This is a genomic window from Evansella cellulosilytica DSM 2522, assembly GCF_000177235.2.
Taxonomy (GTDB): domain Bacteria; phylum Bacillota; class Bacilli; order Bacillales; family Salisediminibacteriaceae; genus Evansella; species Evansella cellulosilytica.
In genome coordinates this window covers 1,901,714-1,919,375 of sequence record NC_014829.1, presented here as the reverse complement: position 1 = coordinate 1,919,375, position 17,662 = coordinate 1,901,714, and the positions used below count along the sequence as shown (strand labels likewise).

The following is a 17,662-nucleotide window of genomic DNA, read 5'->3' as shown; positions in this document are numbered from 1 at the left end:
ATATATGCAAGAACTATGCCAAAACAAAAAATGTGTATTGTTAGTCATTACTGCACTTTTACAAGGGAAAAAGTGTGCAGTATTTTTCATCTTTACGCAAAATATTGCACGCATTATTTTGCGCGTTCAATTTCCAATACTATACTTGTCTAATTTATAGTAAAGGTTTCGAAGTGAGACCTTTAACTGTTGAGCCGTTTTTGTTTTATTTCCATTATTACCTTCCAATGTTTTAATAAGGACCTCTTTTTCTGTTTCTTCTAGCATTTCTTGAAGTGACTTATTTTCATTAGAGTAAATACTCGATTGCGCATGGAGCACCGGTTTATCTTTCACTTCCAAGAAAGATAAATGTTGAATATCAATGAACTTCTCACTATAATTCATTTTGATCATGGCCCTACCTAAAATATTTTCTAACTCTCTCACGTTTCCATACCAATCATATTGAAGTAGTATTTGCAGTGCCTTATCTGTTATACCTGAAACATACCTCCCATAGTCCTGATTCAGATGGACAAGTAAATGCTGACATAGTAGTGGTATGTCACGTTTTCTATTTTTTAGTGGAGGAATGTGAATAGGGATACGGTTTAACCTATAAAACAAATCATTTCGGAACTCTTTTTTTTCTAGTTTTTCTTCCATATCTACGTTTGTAGCTGCAATAATTCGAACATCAATACTTATTGGTTTTGTTCCACCAACACGGACAATTTCCTTTTCTTGCAGCACTCTTAATAGCTTACTTTGCGTATGGATTGACATCTCACCAATTTCATCCAAAAAAATGCTACCACCATTTGCTTCTTCAAACAATCCCTTCTTCCCCCCACGCTTAGCACCAGAAAATGCACCATCTTCATAGCCAAACAGTTCACTTTCTAATAGGGACTCTGAAATTGCAGCGCAATTAACTCGAATAAACTTTTTATATTTTCTACTACTTTCATTATGTATCGCATGCGCAAAAAGCTCTTTACCCGTCCCACTTTCACCTTGTAACAATATCGAAGCGGGAGTGATTGCTGCATTTTTAGCTTGCTTAATGGCTATCTTTATTTCTTCTGATTCGCCAATAATATCTTTGAAACTGTATTTAGCTTCAAGGGTACGAATGATTTGCTTTGCACGTGCTAATTCACTATTTAGTGCTTCAATTTCAGACATATCATGCACTACACCAACGCTACCTTTAATACTGCCATCAACGATTACCGGAGCAGCGTTTACTATGACATCCTTTTTAGTCGCACCAATTTTCATTTTAGCTCCTCGAACTGCCTCACCAGTTTTAAGTACTTTCATATGCATACTTTCGCCTTCTGTAATATCAGTACTTGCCGGTTTACCAATTACTTCTCTTTCTGTTAAACCAGTTAGTCTAGTATATGCTGGGTTAATGAGAATACCTTTTCCAGTTTCATCAACAACTGAGATCGCATCATTGGACGATTGTATAATTGCTTCTAACATTTGTTGAATACTTTTCAAATTCGTTACTTCTTCAATCATATGTGTAATTTCTGTAATATCTTTAAAGACCCCTAAAGCTCCTATGAGTTTACTACCTTTAAACATAGGGAGTCTCGTTGTAATAATTGTTCTCCCGTTTTCGATTACTTGCTTATTATTTTTTTCTGTCTTTTTATTTTTCAACACTCTAGGTAATTGACTAGATGGCATCACCTCTAAAATACTTTTCCCAAGCACTTCAGACTGTTTTAAACTAGAAATTTTTTCTGCCTGCCTATTAATCAGTGTTATCCTTTTATCCATATCAATAGCAATCATACCATCATGCGTAGAGTTCATTATTAAGTCTAACAGTGAATTGTGGTTAATTATTTCGTCGATCAACACTTCTTTTTCTTTTATTAATTCAAAAATAATAGAGGAAACCGAACTAGGGATTATCGTTACTTGTTCCTCCTTAAATGAATTTTGAAGCTCCATTAACAGCTGTTGATTACCAGTTACATCAAAAATGATATCAATTGGTGATAAGTTTTCGTAGGCTTGCTCCCAGCTTTGAAAGGTTTCAATATGATTCAACATGGCCTTCTCTACACCGACGCTGTTCAGTTTTTTATCAACGACTCCGACAATATGAAATTGTTTCGATTGCTTTAATATTTCTAAAAGTGCTGATCCACCTTCCCCAGCCCCGATCAGTAGTAGCCTTTTCATGTCGATCTCCCTCTCTAGTATATGTGTGCAATTTCCTTCACACCTATTACTATACATGAAAAATATTATAAATGAAGCACTATGTAAGATTTGCCCACTTAGTTTTATTCATATAAAATATAATGTAGCTTATAATTTATATGAAAAAGAAAGGGAAAATGAGATATGACAGTCCAACGATTTTTAGCGCTTTGCATCATATTAATACCCGTAGTTATTGCTACTTACGGTATAAAACTCTTACGAGATACATTATTTGGAGAATTAATTTCCCCATACCCTTCGTTATGGTTACAATTTTTCGCTGGTATCATTACAATTATCATCGGGGTTTCTTTTTTTGCTGGCTTTATCCTTCATCGTGACCGAAAAAATAATAAAGTTGCACCAAGGTTTCAAAAGAAATAGCTATTACCTTCAACAATAAAATGTTATGAGACTTGCCTATAAAGAATTCATTTCCTGCCAAAAATCCACTCGCCACGTAGAGATTGTGGCGAGCTTAATACATTGCTTGGAGGTAGACTCAAAAGTTATACATTCTACTTTTTGAGTCTACCTCTTCAGTATTTTATAATAGGTAAACCATTTGTTTACTCCACTCTACCTATTTGATCGAACATTTTAATAATAGGTGTCTTTTCTACCCAAGCTTGTATCGATATCCTCTCAGCTAGAAAGGTAACAACGACTGTAAAAATGACAGCAGTAGTTGTGGTAAAAATATGATTAAAATGAATGACATTTAATGCTATCACTGCTCCAGTTAACATTGCCCCATTATCGCCTAACATTGCTATCATTTTACTTTCAAAAAAAGCCCAAAATGTGATTACGATTAAGAAAAACAACATCGACAAGTGAAAACCTAATAAAACTAATGGTATCAAAAATAACATTGATGATTTTAAAACACGTAACGGTTTCGTGTCTAAAAGGTTCATCGTATGTGGAAATAAAACTAACAAAACTACTACGTAAGCATTCACTAGTTCTATTGATGTTAATTGGAAATAAGTAAGAGATGCAATAACTACTCCAATCGCTTTTATGAAACCTGTTGTGATTATTCCTTTTCGGAAGAAATAACCAAAATGCCCCTTAATTCCTTTAGGGTAAGGGGCTCCATATATATCATCAATAATTCCTAATCCCCAAATTGCAAAAATATATATAAATTCAGCAGTTGTATTTATCAGTTTATTAAAAAAAGCGAAATCTATTGTGAGTAGAATAATAAAAACTGTACCTATGCTATATGGTACAACAATACTTTTGTAATTTCTCACGCACCATTTTTTTTGCATAAAAAAAAAGCTTGTGACGTAATACGTCAATAATATAAGTATAACAATGATAAAACTTAAGAATAGTTCCATATTGTCATCTCCATATCAATCCATTGTTTAGTTCGATGATAAAACCCTTTTATGGTCTTCCCAGTAGTTCGATGATTAATTGATGTAGGAACTTCCTTTATCCTGCCACCATGATTTAATATCAATAAATTTAAATACATTTCTAACCCAAAACCATACCCTTCTTTTGAAACAATGAGGGGAATCCATTTTTTATGGAATGCTCTTTGACCAGAAAGTGGTGCTGATAAATGTGTACCTGTCTGTTTTTTTAATACTTGTTGGGCTCTTTTTTTTACAATACCAAATCCTCTTTTCTCAAAAGTAGGCATTGTTGCTACTGTCATATCTGCACTATTATCGTATAAAGGGGGTAAAAGCTTCTCTGCTTCACTTGCTGTTTCACCTAAATCCCCATCTAAAACGATGACCCAATCTGCTTTCACTTCACTAAGCCCAGTAAAAACTGCTGCCATTTTCCCTTTATTTTTTGGAAGTTTAATGACAGACCTAGTATATTGTTTTGCTATTTCATATGTTTTATCAGAACTTCCATCATCTACGACAATGACATTCCTTATCCATTTATGCTGTAAAGCTTTTATTGTAGCAGCTATCCGTTCTTCCTCGTTATAAGCTGGGATGACTACATCTGCTCTCATATTAATACTCCTTTATAGCACTTTTAAAGCTCTCTTCAGTATGATCTTGTCCAAGCAAATCCTGTGTGAATTCAAGCAATTGGTTCATATTTTTCCAATCGGAGATCTTGTCACCTGCATACATTCTAGTTAGTAGAGTAGATCCCATACCTTTACGATCCTTTTCTACTAAATCAATAACCGAGTTTCTACAGCCTAGCGTCACAATTTTTTCCGCATTGGAAACATACGCCAACATGATAGCAAGGTCTTCACTTAAACCTGGAAAAGGGACCGTTGTACAATCTACAGACAAAGCTTTTAGTCTTTCCTGACCAGGACTTATGCCATTCATATAAGAATGGGCAATAAAAGTACACCGTCTTAGGTGTACATCATTATCGATAGAGTCCATATCACCTACGATATATTTAGGTTTTACATGATATTGGTACAATAACGTTGAAGCACCATCAACTGCAATTATAATTGAATCCTTCTTTTTCAATAGTGGTCGAACGATACGGATGTCATCCTCTACACCTGGACCACGTGCGACTATAAAAACATTTTTACCATAGATGTCATGTAAGGTTGGTAGCTGTTTTGTTGCTTGGAGAAATGAAAATACTTCCTTTTGGCCATATTTTAAGCTATTTTCCGCAAAATTTAAAAACAAATGTGAAAAATTTTGCTTTGCCTTATAAGTCAAACTTGTAGCATCGTGTTTTGAGTATTGATTTAAATCGGCAACGTGCACCCATATATTATGTTCATATGTAAACATTTTTTCATTTTCGATTTTTATTTTCTTCCATTTTTCTATATTCATCGATGGAATTGTTGTAAAATCATAAACAGGAATACCATGTTTAATTAAATGTGTTACACCAGAACGCGGTAACTTGCCAGTAATTGATTTTTTTATATTAACCACTGCTTTCACGCGTTTTCTCACGATATCCTCAGCAGCGACAATATCTAAGTCTTCATGCTCTAGAATAATGATTGATTGTGGAGGTACTACATGAAGTAATTGTTTTGTAATTTTGCCATAATAAGCTATTCCTTCAATTGTTTTCTGCATTGTTAATACCTCCCTCTATAGTAAAGGCGATGTTAAACCGATCCTGCTAACTATTCCCGCAGGTGTCTCTTAACTTTCGAGAAAAGCAACATTAGATTTAACAGAGCCTAATAAAACATGTTCTTTCACTTAGTATGAACGAATTCTTATGAATCATAAGCTAAAAAATAGAAAACTCGTTTTAATACCTTTATGTTTCACTATATTTAGAGCATAAAGAAGAAGAGGATCCCCTCACTGAGCATGTAGTTCCGTTTAGAGGGAGAAAACTAAAAATGATACAGCAAAAACGAGACAATTTCACATAGTGACATTGTCTCGTTTTTTATTAATAACACTATAAAAAATGTCCTTAAACTCCCTCACTTTGATACAACAGTGAGTATGATTTATTTAGGGGAGGTAGTGAGATTTCGAAATAAGCGGAGTTTTTCCACTTATGCTCCAGAATTGCGTTTGATTAGTGTTAAATAAACGGAGTTTTTTCCTTTAAGCAAAGTAAAATGGCTTATTTTCACAACTTTTTAATAAATAGCCGGAATTTCTCCACTTATTTACGCAACTCATTTCAGCAACCGGCTAACCTTGTCAAACTTTATTGGTTACTCAATTTCCACCTAATTCAACACCATTTTAGATAGGTAAATAGCAGATACTTTAACATACAAAATAATTATTGAATAATGAGCATTAGTCTGTTGTTTTTTAGTACGATATATCGGGGTCCAATCAGAGACTAAATTAAGGAAAAGCCTTGTTATATCAATAAAAATTCCTAGTCCAATTAGCTATCTATTTGGACTAGGAATTGAGGTTATATTTGTATTTTTCTCCTCACAAACGGAACTACCCTTACTCACTGAGGGCATCCCCTTATTTTCATATCTTAGCTCACTTTATGTTCAATGCGAAGTTTATCAGCAACCATCGCAATAAATTCCGAATTTGTAGGTTTTGCTTTTGAAACACTTACTGTATAACCAAACATTTTTGATATAGACTCAATGTTCCCACGGCTCCAAGCAACTTCTATTGCATGACGAATGGCTCTCTCTACTCGGCTAGCAGTAGTATTAAACTTTTTAGCAATATCCGGATACAACACTTTTGTAATTGACCCTAATAATTCGATATCATTATAGACCATTGTAATCGCTTCTCTTAAGTACATATAACCTTTTATATGTGCCGGAACACCAATTTCATGAATAATGCTCGTAATACTAGCATCTAAATTCATCGGTTTGTTCTCTTTATAAACTTGTGTAGAAACAGTAGGTGCTTTAACATATGTAGAAGCATTTCCACTAATGTCTCTTACTTTATTCATCAAAGTATCCATATCAAAAGGCTTTAGAACATAATAAGCAGCACCTAATTCAACTGCTTTCTTTGTTACGTCTTCTTGGCCAAAAGCGGTTAACATAATAATATTAGGGCGTTTTTCTAATTGTCTTTCATTTAATTTCTCTAAAACAGCTAAACCATCTAAATGTGGCATAATAATATCCAGTATTAAAACATCAGGCTGCTCTTTCTCAACCAGCTCTAAACATTCCTGTCCATTAAAGGCTTTCCCAATAACACTCATATCTTCCTGTGAATTAATATAGTCTTCCAATAACATCACTAATTCACGATTATCATCTGCAATACATACTCTAACGTTTTCCACAAAAAGTTCCTCCCAGTCATTTTTATTTCTCTTTTTCTGTCTTCATACACATATTCGACAAGTAGACGTGTTTTCCTTTTTATTTTTTGATTTTTTCTTAAAAAACTTATTTTTTCTCTTAATTGCTAATAAATACTCTCGTTTTCGACCACATTCGATCTAAACTTACACATTCACTTCCTGTTTGTCGAAAAATCTTTATTTAATTTATTATAACATATAACTGAACAATTCCATCAATAATTTCATAAGAAAAAACGTAATAACAGCTTCACAAAGCGTCATTACGTTTAAGGTGGAATTTTACGCACTGCGGCAAAATTACACTGTCAAATTTTATACAATGTTTGAAAAAAGACGAGCTGTTAACTCGCCTCCTCCATTTTTTCATATATATCAATACCTGCTTCTTGAAGCATCCATTCAATATGACATCCATACCCACTAGTAGGATCATTGACAAATACATGTGTGACAGCCCCAATAATACGGTCATTCTGAATGATTGGACTACCACTCATTCCTTGAACAATCCCACCAGTAGCCTCAATTAGCTCTGGGTCTGTTACTTTTATAACCATCCCTTTTGTAGCTGGATACTTCTGCTCTGTACTACTTACTATTTCTATATCAAACCTTTTAATTTCGTCTCCCTCTACTACTGTTAGAATTTCTGCAGGTCCTTCTTCAACTTGGTGAGAAAGACCAATATCCATTGGTTTATTCACTTTTCCATTTTCTAACGATTCATGCAAAGTTCCAAAAATTCCATATGGACTATTCTTTTGTATGTCCCCTAGCACTTTACGATCGCTTGCAAACCTAGCTAATTTTTCACCTGGTTCACCAGTCATCCCTTTTTCAATTGAAGTAACTTTGGAGCTTACAATTTCACCTTCATTCACTTCAATTGGTTGGCGAGTATCCATGTCAGATATTACATGACCTAAAGCTCCATATTTTTTCGAATTCGGTTCATAAAATGTTAATGTCCCTACTCCTGCTGCAGAGTCCCGAATATACAATCCGAGTCGAAAGGATTCTTCACCTTTTCCTTTAACAGGCATCAATTCCTTTTCAAAAAATTCTCCATCTCTCTTGATTTCGACTTTTATCGGTTCTCTCGCCTCTCCAGAATCCTGCACTACAGGATTTAAATCATTCATCTGCTCAATTTTTATCCCATTCATCTTTGTAATCGTATCTCCAACTTCTATCCCGGCATTTTCACCAGGAGAAAGACTACCTTCGTCAGTGTCGACTAAATGATGTCCGACTACAAGAACACCATCTGTTTGAACTCGAACACCTATTGACTGACCTCCCGGAATTACTTTAAGCTCAGGAAGTACAGTCACCTTCATCGATTTTAACGGAAAATTTCCCAATCCGAAATTCAATGAAGTATCGCTCGCTTTGTTGCCTTTTAAAACAGTTTGACCATTTTCCTGAAATACAGATATTGAATCATTATCTGTATTTGCTAATGCTGGTAGTGAAGTTGGCACATCATATTCTTGTCCCTCAAAGAAAACAAGGTGATGTGGTGTTTCAAGATACTGTTGGAGTGGAGGATAAAAAGCAGCAGAGAACACTAACACAAGGAGAATTGCACCTATACTTTTACGTATTACATTTTTCAAACCATTCACTCTCCTCGTTTCTAACCTACACCTCCACCATGGCTTACTACTAATTTTGCCTTGAATGTGATCATTTATAACTATGGAATAATAAAAAAGCTAACCTTAAATGGTTAGCTTTGCATAATTAGTAATTATTGCTTAGTTTTTTGGCTTGCTGAATAAGTTCCTTAGCGTGCTGCCTTGTTAAATCTGTGATTTCAACACCTGAAATCATTCTGCTTACTTCTTCAATTTTTTCTTGATCACTTAATGGTTCCACAACCGTTTTCACACGATCCTCATTCATTTCTTTTGAAATAAATAAATGCGTATCTGCCATCGCAGCTACTTGTGGTAAATGGGTAATACATAACACTTGTGAATAAAAAGATATATGATAAATTTTTTCTGCTATCGCCTGTGCAACTCTGCCACTTACCCCAACATCAACTTCATCAAAAATAAGCGATGTTACGTTTTCATGTGAAGCTAAAATAGTTTTTAACGCTAAAATCATTCGTGACATTTCACCGCCTGAGGCGACTTTAGCTAAGGGTTTTAAAGGTTCACCTTTATTAGTTGAAACCATGAAGGAGATTGAATGTAACCCATTTTTATTAATTGGTAATAACCCTTTTATATTTAGTAAGTCATCAACAGAAATCGTATGATTCGCAATATTAACCTCAAAAGTAGTGTCCTTCATGTAGAGACTTCTTAATTGTTCTTGAATAGCATCTTTTAAACGTAATGCTTCTTCTTTTCTTAGTGTAGTTAGATGATTACCTTCAATGAGTAGGTCCTTTGCTAATTCCTTTAATTCATCCTGCAAAATCTGCAAGCGTTCATCTCTATTTTTAAGAAGGTCTATTTCCTCTTCTATATGCGAGGCGTATTCCAGTATTTCGTTAACCGATTCACCATATTTTCTTTTTAAATGGTTTATTTCATTTAACCGTGTTTCAATATCATCTAACCTATTAGGGTCAAATTCAATTTTTTCATAGTAATCCCTAAGAGAAAAGACTGACTCTTCTAACAAATAATAGCAATTTGAAATCGTTTCCTGAATTTTTTGTAATGACTCGTCAATCTTTGCCGCATCCTCCATTTGTTGCATGCTATGCATGATCCATTCTAAACCTTTTTGATCACCATACAAAGCCTCATATGCACTGTGTACGGATTTATACAGTTCCTCACTGTAGTCAAGGCGCTGCTTTTCTTCTTTTAGTAATAGATCTTCATTTGGTTGTAATTTTGCGTTCGTAATCTCTTCCAACTGATATTGAATGAGGTCTAAACGCTGCATCATCTCATTTTCATTTTCAGTTAATTGTTTTAGCTTTTCTCTTTTTTTATAAAATCTTTCATAAAGCTCTTCATATTCCTTTTTCGTCTGTTTTAGCTTATTTTCTGCGAAACGATCTAATAGTAATAAATGCTTATCCATTTGTAATAAATGTTGATGTTCGTGCTGACCATGTATATCAACTAATGATTGTCCGATTTCTCGCAATACTGCTAATGTCACTAATTTACCATTAATTCTACATACACTTTTACCTTGCTTTGTAATTTCTCTCTTTAAAAGCACCGTATCATCTTCACTATAATCTATATTAAAGTTTTCAAATAGCGTTAACATATAAGATGACTTTTCAATTGAGAACAATCCTTCGATCTCAGCACGAGCGCTTCCATGTCGTACAAAATCAACAGATCCCCTTCCACCAATAAGCTGACCAATAGCATCAATGATGATTGATTTACCAGCACCAGTCTCTCCAGTTAGGACAGTCAGCCCTTTTTCAAAGGAAATTGTCGTGTAGTCTATAATTGCAAAGTTCCTGATAGAAAGTTCCATTAACAAGACACTTCACACCCTTTGTTTATTTTATAGCATATCTAAAAAACGTTCGCTTATATTTTTTGTTTCCGCTACCTCTCGACAAATGATTAGTATAGTATCATCACCACAAATTGTTCCCATCACTTCATGCCAGTCTAAGTTGTCTATTAGAGCACCAACCGCATTTGCATTTCCGGGAAGTGTTTTAATAACAATGAGGTTATTAGAATGGTCTATTGAAATAAAGCTATCCATTAATGCTCTTTTTAATTTTTGTAACGGGTTAAAGCGTTGGTCAGCGGGCAAGCTATATTTATATCGTCCATCCATCATAGGAACCTTCACTAAATGTAATTCCTTTATGTCTCTACTTACAGTCGCTTGTGTAACATTAAACCCTGCTTCACGAAGTTGATCTACTAGATCATCTTGTGTCTCAATCTCCTTATTAGTAATAATTTCTCTAATTTTAATATGTCTCTGCCCTTTATTCATGTAATATCCTCCATTTATTATTCCACACTTTTTTTCATAGTCCTACAAACGAAAAAATCCTCTCTTTGTATCTTATACGATATTTTATATTTATACAATTTTATACATAATTTTCGCGTAAAAAAAACACTTTTTTAGCAAAAAGACTAAAAAAATGTTTTCTAAGTTTTATTATTCTTTTGTATGTGCTTCTTTAACAATTGTTGATATTTTAGACCGAAGCTCTTCGTTCGGTGTTGTCACATCATGAAGTTCAAGGTGAATTAAAAATTCTATATTACCTTCCCCACCTCTAATAGGAGAAGATACAAGACCACTAACTGTAAACCCACACTGCTCAGAAAACTCAACTATATCGTGTAAAACTCGTTCATGTACTTTAGCGTCCCTTACGATACCTTTTTTCCCTACTTCTTCTCTTCCTGCCTCAAATTGCGGCTTTATCAGGGCAGAGACATGCCCTTGCTTTCTTAAAATCTCTTTGAGTACCGGTAAAATAAGTTTTAAGGAAATAAATGAAACATCTATTGTTGCAAAGTCAGGCAATCCAAGTTCAAAGTCTTCCACCGTACAATGCCGAAAATTCGTTCTTTCCATTACAACTACACGTTCATCCTGGCGAAGTTTCCATGCTAATTGGTTATAACCAACATCTAATGCATAAACAAATGATGCCCCTTCCTTTAAGGCACAATCGGTAAACCCGCCTGTTGAAGCACCAATATCAAGAACAATCTTGTCATGAAGATCAAGCTTGAAAACATCAATTGCCTTCTTTAACTTCAATCCACCACGACTAACATACGGAATTGCTTTCCCTTTAACTTCAAGTATGCTGTCCACTTTCACCTTTGTACCCGGCTTATCAATTCGATCATTATTAGCATAAACAATGCCCGCCATAATAGAACGTTTGGCATTTTCCCTTGTATCTACCAACCCTTTTTCAACAAGTAGTACGTCAATTCTTTGTTTTTTTTCCATAAACTTAGGCTCTCTGTCTCTTTTTAGGTAATAATTGCTTGACACGACGAACTGTTTCATCCGCTGTTAATCCGACTTCCTCTAGTAACTGATTAACACTACCATGCTCTATAAAGCGATCAGGTATTCCCAACCTCTCAACAACAACAGAATGGTGATTGTTTTCATGCAAGTATTCCAGTACTGCACTTCCAAAACCACCTTGTAGTGCACCTTCTTCTAGTGTTATTATAGGACGGTTTTTAACAGCAAGGTCATTTAACATTTCGCCATCTAATGGTTTTATTGAACGAGCGTTAACAACTTCAACATGGATCCCTTCTTTTGATAATTGGTCGGCTGCAGCAATGGCAATAGGAATCATTGTACCAAAGGTAAGAATTGTTAAGTCGCTACCTTCTTCCATTACTTCCCATTTACCTATCGGAAGTGTTTTCAACGTTTCATCCATTTGAATTCCAAACCCATTTCCTCTAGGGTATCTAACAGCAATTGGACCATCATCATATTTTAACGCAGTATAAACCATATGCTGAAGCTCATTTTCATCCTTGGGCATTAAAATAGTCATATTAGGCAAATGACGTAAATAGGAAATATCAAAGACCCCTTGATGGGTTTCTCCATCTGCACCTACTAAACCTGCACGATCAATTGCAAATACAACATTTAAATTTTGTCTACAAACATCATGTACAACTTGATCATACCCTCTTTGTAAAAATGTAGAATATACAGCAAAAACAGGCTTCATACCTTGGGTAGCTAATCCTGCAGCCATCGTTGTTGCGTGTTGTTCTGCAATTCCTACATCAAACATTCTATCAGGAAATTCTTTACCGAATACATCAAGCTTTGTCCCGCCTGGCATTGCTGCAGTAAGTGCAACAACACGATTATCTTCATGAGCTACTTTCTTTAATGTTTCTGCAAATACCCCACTATAGCTTGGTGGCCCAGGTTTTTTCACAACCTCACCTGATTCCATTTTATATGGTCCCAATCCATGCCATGTTCCTTTTGCATCGTTTTCAGCAGGAGCATAACCTTTTCCTTTTTTAGTAATAACGTGAACTAAAACAGGGCCTTTTGTCTTTTTGGCATACTTCATATTTGTCGTTAAATCATCTAAATCATGACCGTCCACAGGTCCTAGATAAGTAAACCCTAATTCTTCAAAAAACATTCCTGATACTAACAAGTATTTTAAACTATCCTTTACTCGTTCAGCAGTAGCTGCCAACCGACCACCAAAAGCTGGTATTTTCTTTATAAGCATCTCTAAATCTTCTTTTGCCTTTTGATAACGTCCAGCAGTACGCATTCTACCAAGAACATTATGAAGTGCACCTACATTTGGTGCAATTGACATTTCATTATCATTTAATACGACAATGAGGTCCTTTTGCTCATGTCCAATATGATTTAAAGCTTCTAAAGCCATCCCGCCAGTTAATGCTCCATCTCCAATAATAGCGACGACATTATCATCTGTACCTTTTAAATCTCTTGCTGTTGCCATTCCCATAGCAGCAGAAAGAGAAGTTGAGCTGTGACCTGTTTCCCAAACATCATGCTCACTTTCAGAACGCTTAGGAAAACCGCATAACCCTTTATATTGTCTCAGTTGGTCAAACTGGTCAGCCCGCCCCGTCAAAATTTTGTGAACGTAAGCCTGGTGTCCTACATCCCATAAAAACTTATCTTTTGGGCTTTCAAATAATTGATGTAGAATTAAAGTAAGTTCTACTACTCCGAGATTAGGTCCTAGATGACCACCGGTTACAGATAGTTTTTCAATTAGAAAACGACGAATATCTTTAGCAACATTTTCAAGGTCTTTATTACTGCATTTCTTTAGAAATGTTGGGTCTTTAATGCTTAACAAATCCAAGAAAAACCCTCACTTTCTTTTTATATTCTTATTACCATTCTTTTTACTTTTCTTACCATTAAGGATGTTTATTTTCAATTTTACCTCTAATAAGTAAAATAATCTACCCACTTGATAGATGATTTGTGTAGAATATTGCATCGCTAATGTTTTACCAACTGATTTTCCACCTACAGTAAGAGCTGCTACAACACTAGTAAATAATACTGAAATCATAAACTGTATCGTAGAGCCTTCCTCATAGCCTAGTTGCATAGCAAGTCGTAAAACAACATATGCAGAAGCAGTTCCACTTATAACTCCAGCAATATCACCAATAACGTCATTACAAAAGTTAGCGAAACGATCTGCATTTCTCGTAATTTGTACCGCTTGTTTAGCACCTGGAAGTTTTTCGGCTGCCATTGCGTGAAATGGTTTTTCATTTGCAGCTGTAGCCGCTACACCAATCGTATCAAATAATACCCCTATTAATACAATAATAAAAACAATAACCATGCCTACGCCCCAGGTTACACCACTTAGTATTGCCGTAGAGACAATAGCAAAAATAGCCGCTAACACTAGTGTGATAGCGGCTACTATCGTACTCCATTGAAATGATTTTTTTATCGATTCTTTCATCTAATACATCTTCCCAATCTATATAATCCATAGTATTCGTGTAAAAGAGAAAAATATGTACCCGAGTGGTCACCCAAAGAGTAAAAACTGCGCCTTAGGTCCAGTAGGTTTTCCCAAATAAGTACCTTAGCGTCGCCGCTATGGCGGTTTCCCTTTAAACCTATCTTAACGCTGTCACCATACGTTAGACTGGATTGCCACTTAGCACGCACTATAATCCCCTTTAGATGTCCGAAGTGGAACAGTCTAGGAGTTTTCCTCAGCAGTTCCTACCATTCTCTATCCTCTTTTGCAGAGCAGATTTCATATGGATGAGTGCCGTTTGTATACAACCTAGCATCCATAATCCCCTCTTACTCCACTCAAGGCAGGCTACGCTGCTAACAAGTTCCCCAACTTGTATTGCAGGTTCATACCCATGTTACAACTTCCGCGGGAACGGTTATCATAACGATAGGCCTCCGCGGCTATAGGGTCATCGCCCACATGCCATTGTGGATCGCCCTAAAGCCTTTACTCCCAGTTAGGACCCAAGGCTGGGCGCCTCAAGCCAAAACTAGGAACTTCATCGATGTGCCCTTTAGCGGATTTTTAGGCCCGCTTTCGAAAATGGAGAACTGACTAGAATACAGCACCACTCGGTAATTCTATTATATCATGAGAAAAAATAATTTAACAATGCACAAGCTTTTCAAAGAGAGTATACCATTTCCATTATTGGATAAACAAAAATCATCTCTATTTTGAACGCATTGCAATGTAATCCGCCATTTCTTCTAAAAGTGTATGTTCGATACTTGTTTCATATAAGTACTTTTTTGCCTCACTAATATGGAAAGCTAGCTTTTGCTTTGCTCCATCCAATCCCAATAACTTCGGATAGGTATTTTTGTCATTCTCTTCATCACTTCCAATTGGCTTTCCAATAGATGATTCGTCTCCTTCGACATCTAAAATATCATCTTTAATTTGAAACGCGATTCCAAGATGTTTAGCAAAAGATGTTAACGATATTCTCTCATTCTCTGAAACGCCAGCTAATATTGCTCCCGATTCTACTGAAACAGCTAGTAAATCACCAGTTTTATGATGATGTATTTTTTGTAATTGATCCACAGATAATGTAATGCCTTCACCCTGCATATCTAAAACTTGCCCACCTACCATTCCTTCTGGACCAGCAGCCTGTGACATTTTTTGAATAAGTAATAGCTTTACATTATCAGGAAGCAGCATTGATGAGCTAATTAACTGAAAACTGTATGTCAGAAGACCATCTCCAGCTAAAATAGCCATAGCCTCTCCAAAAACTTTATGATTAGTAGGCTTTCCCCTCCGTAGATCATCGTTATCCATTGCTGGTAAATCATCATGAATTAACGAATAAGTATGGATCATTTCAATTGCACATGCTACATCATACCCATGAGATAATGGTTTATTATATCCCCTTAATGTAGCTAGAAGCAGCATCGGTCTAATTCGTTTCCCACCAGCTTTTAACGAATAAATCATTGCGTCTCTTAGTTGAACAGGTATATTTAAATTTTCAATGATGTGAGGGAGTCTATTATCTATTTGTTTTTTTTCTTCATCAAAAAAATGTTTTAACGTACCATTAATCACTCTGATTGCCCCTCCACCATAAATGATTTTAACTCTCCATCTTCCGTTAAAACTTCCGTCATCTGCTCATCTACTTTATTTAGTCTTTCATGGCAATATTTTGATAGCTTCATGCCATCTTGAAACATCGTTATCGCTTCCTCTAAGGGAACATCCCCTTCTTCAAGCTTTTCCACTACGGACTCTAATTTTTCCATCGCTTCTTCAAAAGTTAGCTCTTTATTTTCTTCATTTTTCACTTTCTTCACCCCTCCATTCTATATTTGGTAACGGATCATAAGATTTTTCAGTAACATGACAGCTTAATTTCCCATCTTGTAAGCGAATTGAAATCGGCTCGTTTTCTTTAACATCTTCAAGCTTTTTGATTAAATTATTTTCTTCATTATAAGCGAGATTATATCCCCTTTTCATCATTTGCAGTGGACTAAGAAGCTCAAGCTTTGACAGTGAAAGCGAGAACCTTGATTGCTTGCTATTAATAGTCTCATTCATAGCTCTCCTCAAATTTACTATTGCATCACTGATGCGCTTTCTTTCTTGCAATAGCTTATGCGTAGGATGCATTCGTTGAATCCTTCCTTTAAGCCCCTGTAACTTGTCCTTTTGTTTATCTACATTTAACATCATCGTTTTAGTCATCAATTCAACTAATCGATCAAGATCTTGCTCCTTTTGCTCAATGAGACGTTTAGGATATTTAAAGGCATACGATTTTGAAAGGTGGCCTAAACGCTCCCTTTGTACCGATTTAAGTCGATCCATCGTTTGAATAAGTCTTGATCGTTGGTCTTGTACACGCTTTAATAGCTCATGTATGTGTGGAACAGCTAGCTCTGCTGCAGCTGTTGGAGTAGGAGCACGTAAATCTGCTACAAAATCACTAATCGTTACGTCTGTTTCATGTCCTACTGCCGATATAATTGGAATTTTAGATTCGTAAATTGCTTCCGCTACTATTTGCTCATTAAAAGCCCACAGCTCTTCAAGTGACCCTCCACCACGACCAATGATCATCACATCGAATATACCAGCAAAATTTGCTTGTTTAATCGCACGAGCAATCGAAGGAGCAGCTTCCGGTCCTTGCACAAGGACCGGGAGTAAAATTACTTTCGTTAATGGAAAACGTCGGTGAACGGTTGTTAATATATCTCTCACCGCTGCTCCTGTAGGAGACGTGGCAACAGCAATTGTTTTAGGAAAAGTAGGAATAGCTTTTTTTCTTTCACGTGAAAAATAGCCCGCCATCTCTAATTTCTTTTTTAATTCTTCATAAGCTAAATACAAATTCCCAATGCCATCAGGCTGCATTTCCTTTACATAAAGTTGATATTGTCCATGTGGTTCATACACGGAAATATCGCCTCTTACTAACACATTCATACCGTTTTCTGGTGTAAATTTAAGGTATCGATTGTTGCCTGCAAACATAACTGAATTTATTCGTGATTTATCATCTTTGAGTGTGAAATACATATGACCTCGAGAATGCCATTTAAAATTAGAGATTTCAGCTCTAAGCCACACGTTTTGCAGTACTGCATCAGTTTCAACTAGGCGTTTAATTCTTCTCGTAACATCACTTACTGATAAGAATTCTTGATCCAT

15 protein-coding genes are annotated in these 17,662 nt (G+C 35.7%); 1 reads left to right on the top strand and 14 read right to left on the bottom strand.

Annotated features, from left to right (window positions below; genetic code table 11):
* Positions 1-126 precede the first annotated feature (126 nt).
* Positions 127-2,190 carry a sigma-54 interaction domain-containing protein gene (locus BCELL_RS08705; protein ID WP_013488329.1) on the bottom strand — a complete coding sequence of 688 codons (2,064 nt, stop codon included), beginning with the start codon at positions 2,188-2,190 and terminating at the stop codon, positions 127-129.
* A gap of 165 nt (positions 2,191-2,355) precedes the next feature.
* Between BCELL_RS08705 and BCELL_RS08700 the strand changes: the two genes are divergently transcribed.
* On the top strand, positions 2,356-2,598 hold the full coding sequence (locus BCELL_RS08700) for a DUF2627 domain-containing protein (RefSeq protein ID WP_013488328.1): 243 nt from the start codon (positions 2,356-2,358) through the stop codon (positions 2,596-2,598).
* Positions 2,599-2,783: 185 nt separating this feature from the next.
* On the opposite strand, the gene BCELL_RS08695 is transcribed toward BCELL_RS08700, so the two are convergent.
* The 13 genes from BCELL_RS08695 to xseA form a co-directional block, all read right to left on the bottom strand.
* Positions 2,784-3,569, bottom strand: a complete 786-nt coding sequence (locus BCELL_RS08695; protein WP_013488327.1) for a hypothetical protein — start codon at positions 3,567-3,569, stop codon at positions 2,784-2,786.
* Positions 3,554-4,210 (bottom strand): glycosyltransferase family 2 protein, encoded by a 657-nt coding sequence (locus BCELL_RS08690; protein WP_013488326.1) that lies wholly within the window; start codon positions 4,208-4,210, stop codon positions 3,554-3,556. The genes BCELL_RS08695 and BCELL_RS08690 overlap by 16 nt, the downstream gene beginning before the upstream one ends.
* A 1-nt stretch (position 4,211) precedes the next feature.
* Positions 4,212-5,276 (bottom strand): putative cytokinetic ring protein SteA, encoded by a 1,065-nt coding sequence (gene steA, locus BCELL_RS08685; protein ID WP_013488325.1) that lies wholly within the window; start codon positions 5,274-5,276, stop codon positions 4,212-4,214.
* Between the two features lie 886 nt (positions 5,277-6,162).
* Positions 6,163-6,951, bottom strand: a complete 789-nt coding sequence (spo0A, locus tag BCELL_RS08680; RefSeq protein WP_013488324.1) for a sporulation transcription factor Spo0A — start codon at positions 6,949-6,951, stop codon at positions 6,163-6,165.
* 365 nt (positions 6,952-7,316) lie between these two features.
* On the bottom strand, positions 7,317-8,594 hold the full coding sequence (spoIVB, locus tag BCELL_RS08675; RefSeq protein ID WP_013488323.1) for a SpoIVB peptidase: 1,278 nt from the start codon (positions 8,592-8,594) through the stop codon (positions 7,317-7,319).
* A gap of 127 nt (positions 8,595-8,721) precedes the next feature.
* Entirely contained in the window at positions 8,722-10,449 is a 1,728-nt protein-coding gene (gene recN, locus BCELL_RS08670; protein WP_013488322.1) for a DNA repair protein RecN, read from the bottom strand.
* A gap of 24 nt (positions 10,450-10,473) precedes the next feature.
* Positions 10,474-10,923, bottom strand: a complete 450-nt coding sequence (gene ahrC, locus BCELL_RS08665; protein ID WP_013488321.1) for a transcriptional regulator AhrC/ArgR — start codon at positions 10,921-10,923, stop codon at positions 10,474-10,476.
* Positions 10,924-11,094: 171 nt separating this feature from the next.
* The gene (locus BCELL_RS08660) at positions 11,095-11,907 is read right to left on the bottom strand and encodes a TlyA family RNA methyltransferase (protein WP_013488320.1); all 813 of its coding nucleotides are present in this window, start codon (positions 11,905-11,907) and stop codon (positions 11,095-11,097) included.
* A 4-nt stretch (positions 11,908-11,911) separates the two neighbouring features.
* Positions 11,912-13,801 carry a 1-deoxy-D-xylulose-5-phosphate synthase gene (gene dxs, locus BCELL_RS08655; RefSeq protein WP_013488319.1) on the bottom strand — a complete coding sequence of 630 codons (1,890 nt, stop codon included), beginning with the start codon at positions 13,799-13,801 and terminating at the stop codon, positions 11,912-11,914.
* Positions 13,802-13,810: 9 nt separating this feature from the next.
* Positions 13,811-14,425: a CNNM metal transporter family protein gene (locus tag BCELL_RS08650; protein WP_013488318.1), complete on the bottom strand. Its 615-nt coding sequence runs from the start codon at positions 14,423-14,425 to the stop codon at positions 13,811-13,813.
* A 738-nt stretch (positions 14,426-15,163) separates the two neighbouring features.
* Positions 15,164-16,051, bottom strand: coding sequence for a polyprenyl synthetase family protein (locus BCELL_RS08645; RefSeq protein WP_013488317.1), 888 nt, complete (start codon positions 16,049-16,051; stop codon positions 15,164-15,166).
* A complete protein-coding gene (locus tag BCELL_RS08640) occupies positions 16,048-16,290 on the bottom strand; it encodes an exodeoxyribonuclease VII small subunit (RefSeq protein ID WP_013488316.1) in 243 nt (80 codons plus the stop codon). The genes BCELL_RS08645 and BCELL_RS08640 overlap by 4 nt, the downstream gene beginning before the upstream one ends.
* Complete coding sequence (gene xseA, locus BCELL_RS08635) at positions 16,280-17,662, bottom strand: exodeoxyribonuclease VII large subunit (protein WP_013488315.1); 1,383 nt, start codon at positions 17,660-17,662, stop codon at positions 16,280-16,282. The genes BCELL_RS08640 and xseA overlap by 11 nt, the downstream gene beginning before the upstream one ends.

Excerpts from the sequence above, each read along its gene's own strand:
- BCELL_RS08705 (WP_013488329.1), bottom strand. The coding sequence starts at position 2,190 with ATGAAAAGGCTACTACTGATCGGGGCTGGGGAAGGTGGATCAGCACTT.
- BCELL_RS08700 (WP_013488328.1), top strand. The coding sequence starts at position 2,356 with ATGACAGTCCAACGATTTTTAGCGCTTTGCATCATATTAATACCCGTA.
- BCELL_RS08695 (WP_013488327.1), bottom strand. The coding sequence starts at position 3,569 with ATGGAACTATTCTTAAGTTTTATCATTGTTATACTTATATTATTGACG.
- BCELL_RS08690 (WP_013488326.1), bottom strand. The coding sequence starts at position 4,210 with ATGAGAGCAGATGTAGTCATCCCAGCTTATAACGAGGAAGAACGGATA.
- steA (WP_013488325.1), bottom strand. The coding sequence starts at position 5,276 with ATGCAGAAAACAATTGAAGGAATAGCTTATTATGGCAAAATTACAAAA.
- ahrC (WP_013488321.1), bottom strand. The coding sequence starts at position 10,923 with ATGAATAAAGGGCAGAGACATATTAAAATTAGAGAAATTATTACTAAT.
- BCELL_RS08660 (WP_013488320.1), bottom strand. The coding sequence starts at position 11,907 with ATGGAAAAAAAACAAAGAATTGACGTACTACTTGTTGAAAAAGGGTTG.
- BCELL_RS08650 (WP_013488318.1), bottom strand. The coding sequence starts at position 14,425 with ATGAAAGAATCGATAAAAAAATCATTTCAATGGAGTACGATAGTAGCC.
- xseA (WP_013488315.1), bottom strand. The coding sequence starts at position 17,662 with ATGGATCAAGAATTCTTATCAGTAAGTGATGTTACGAGAAGAATTAAA.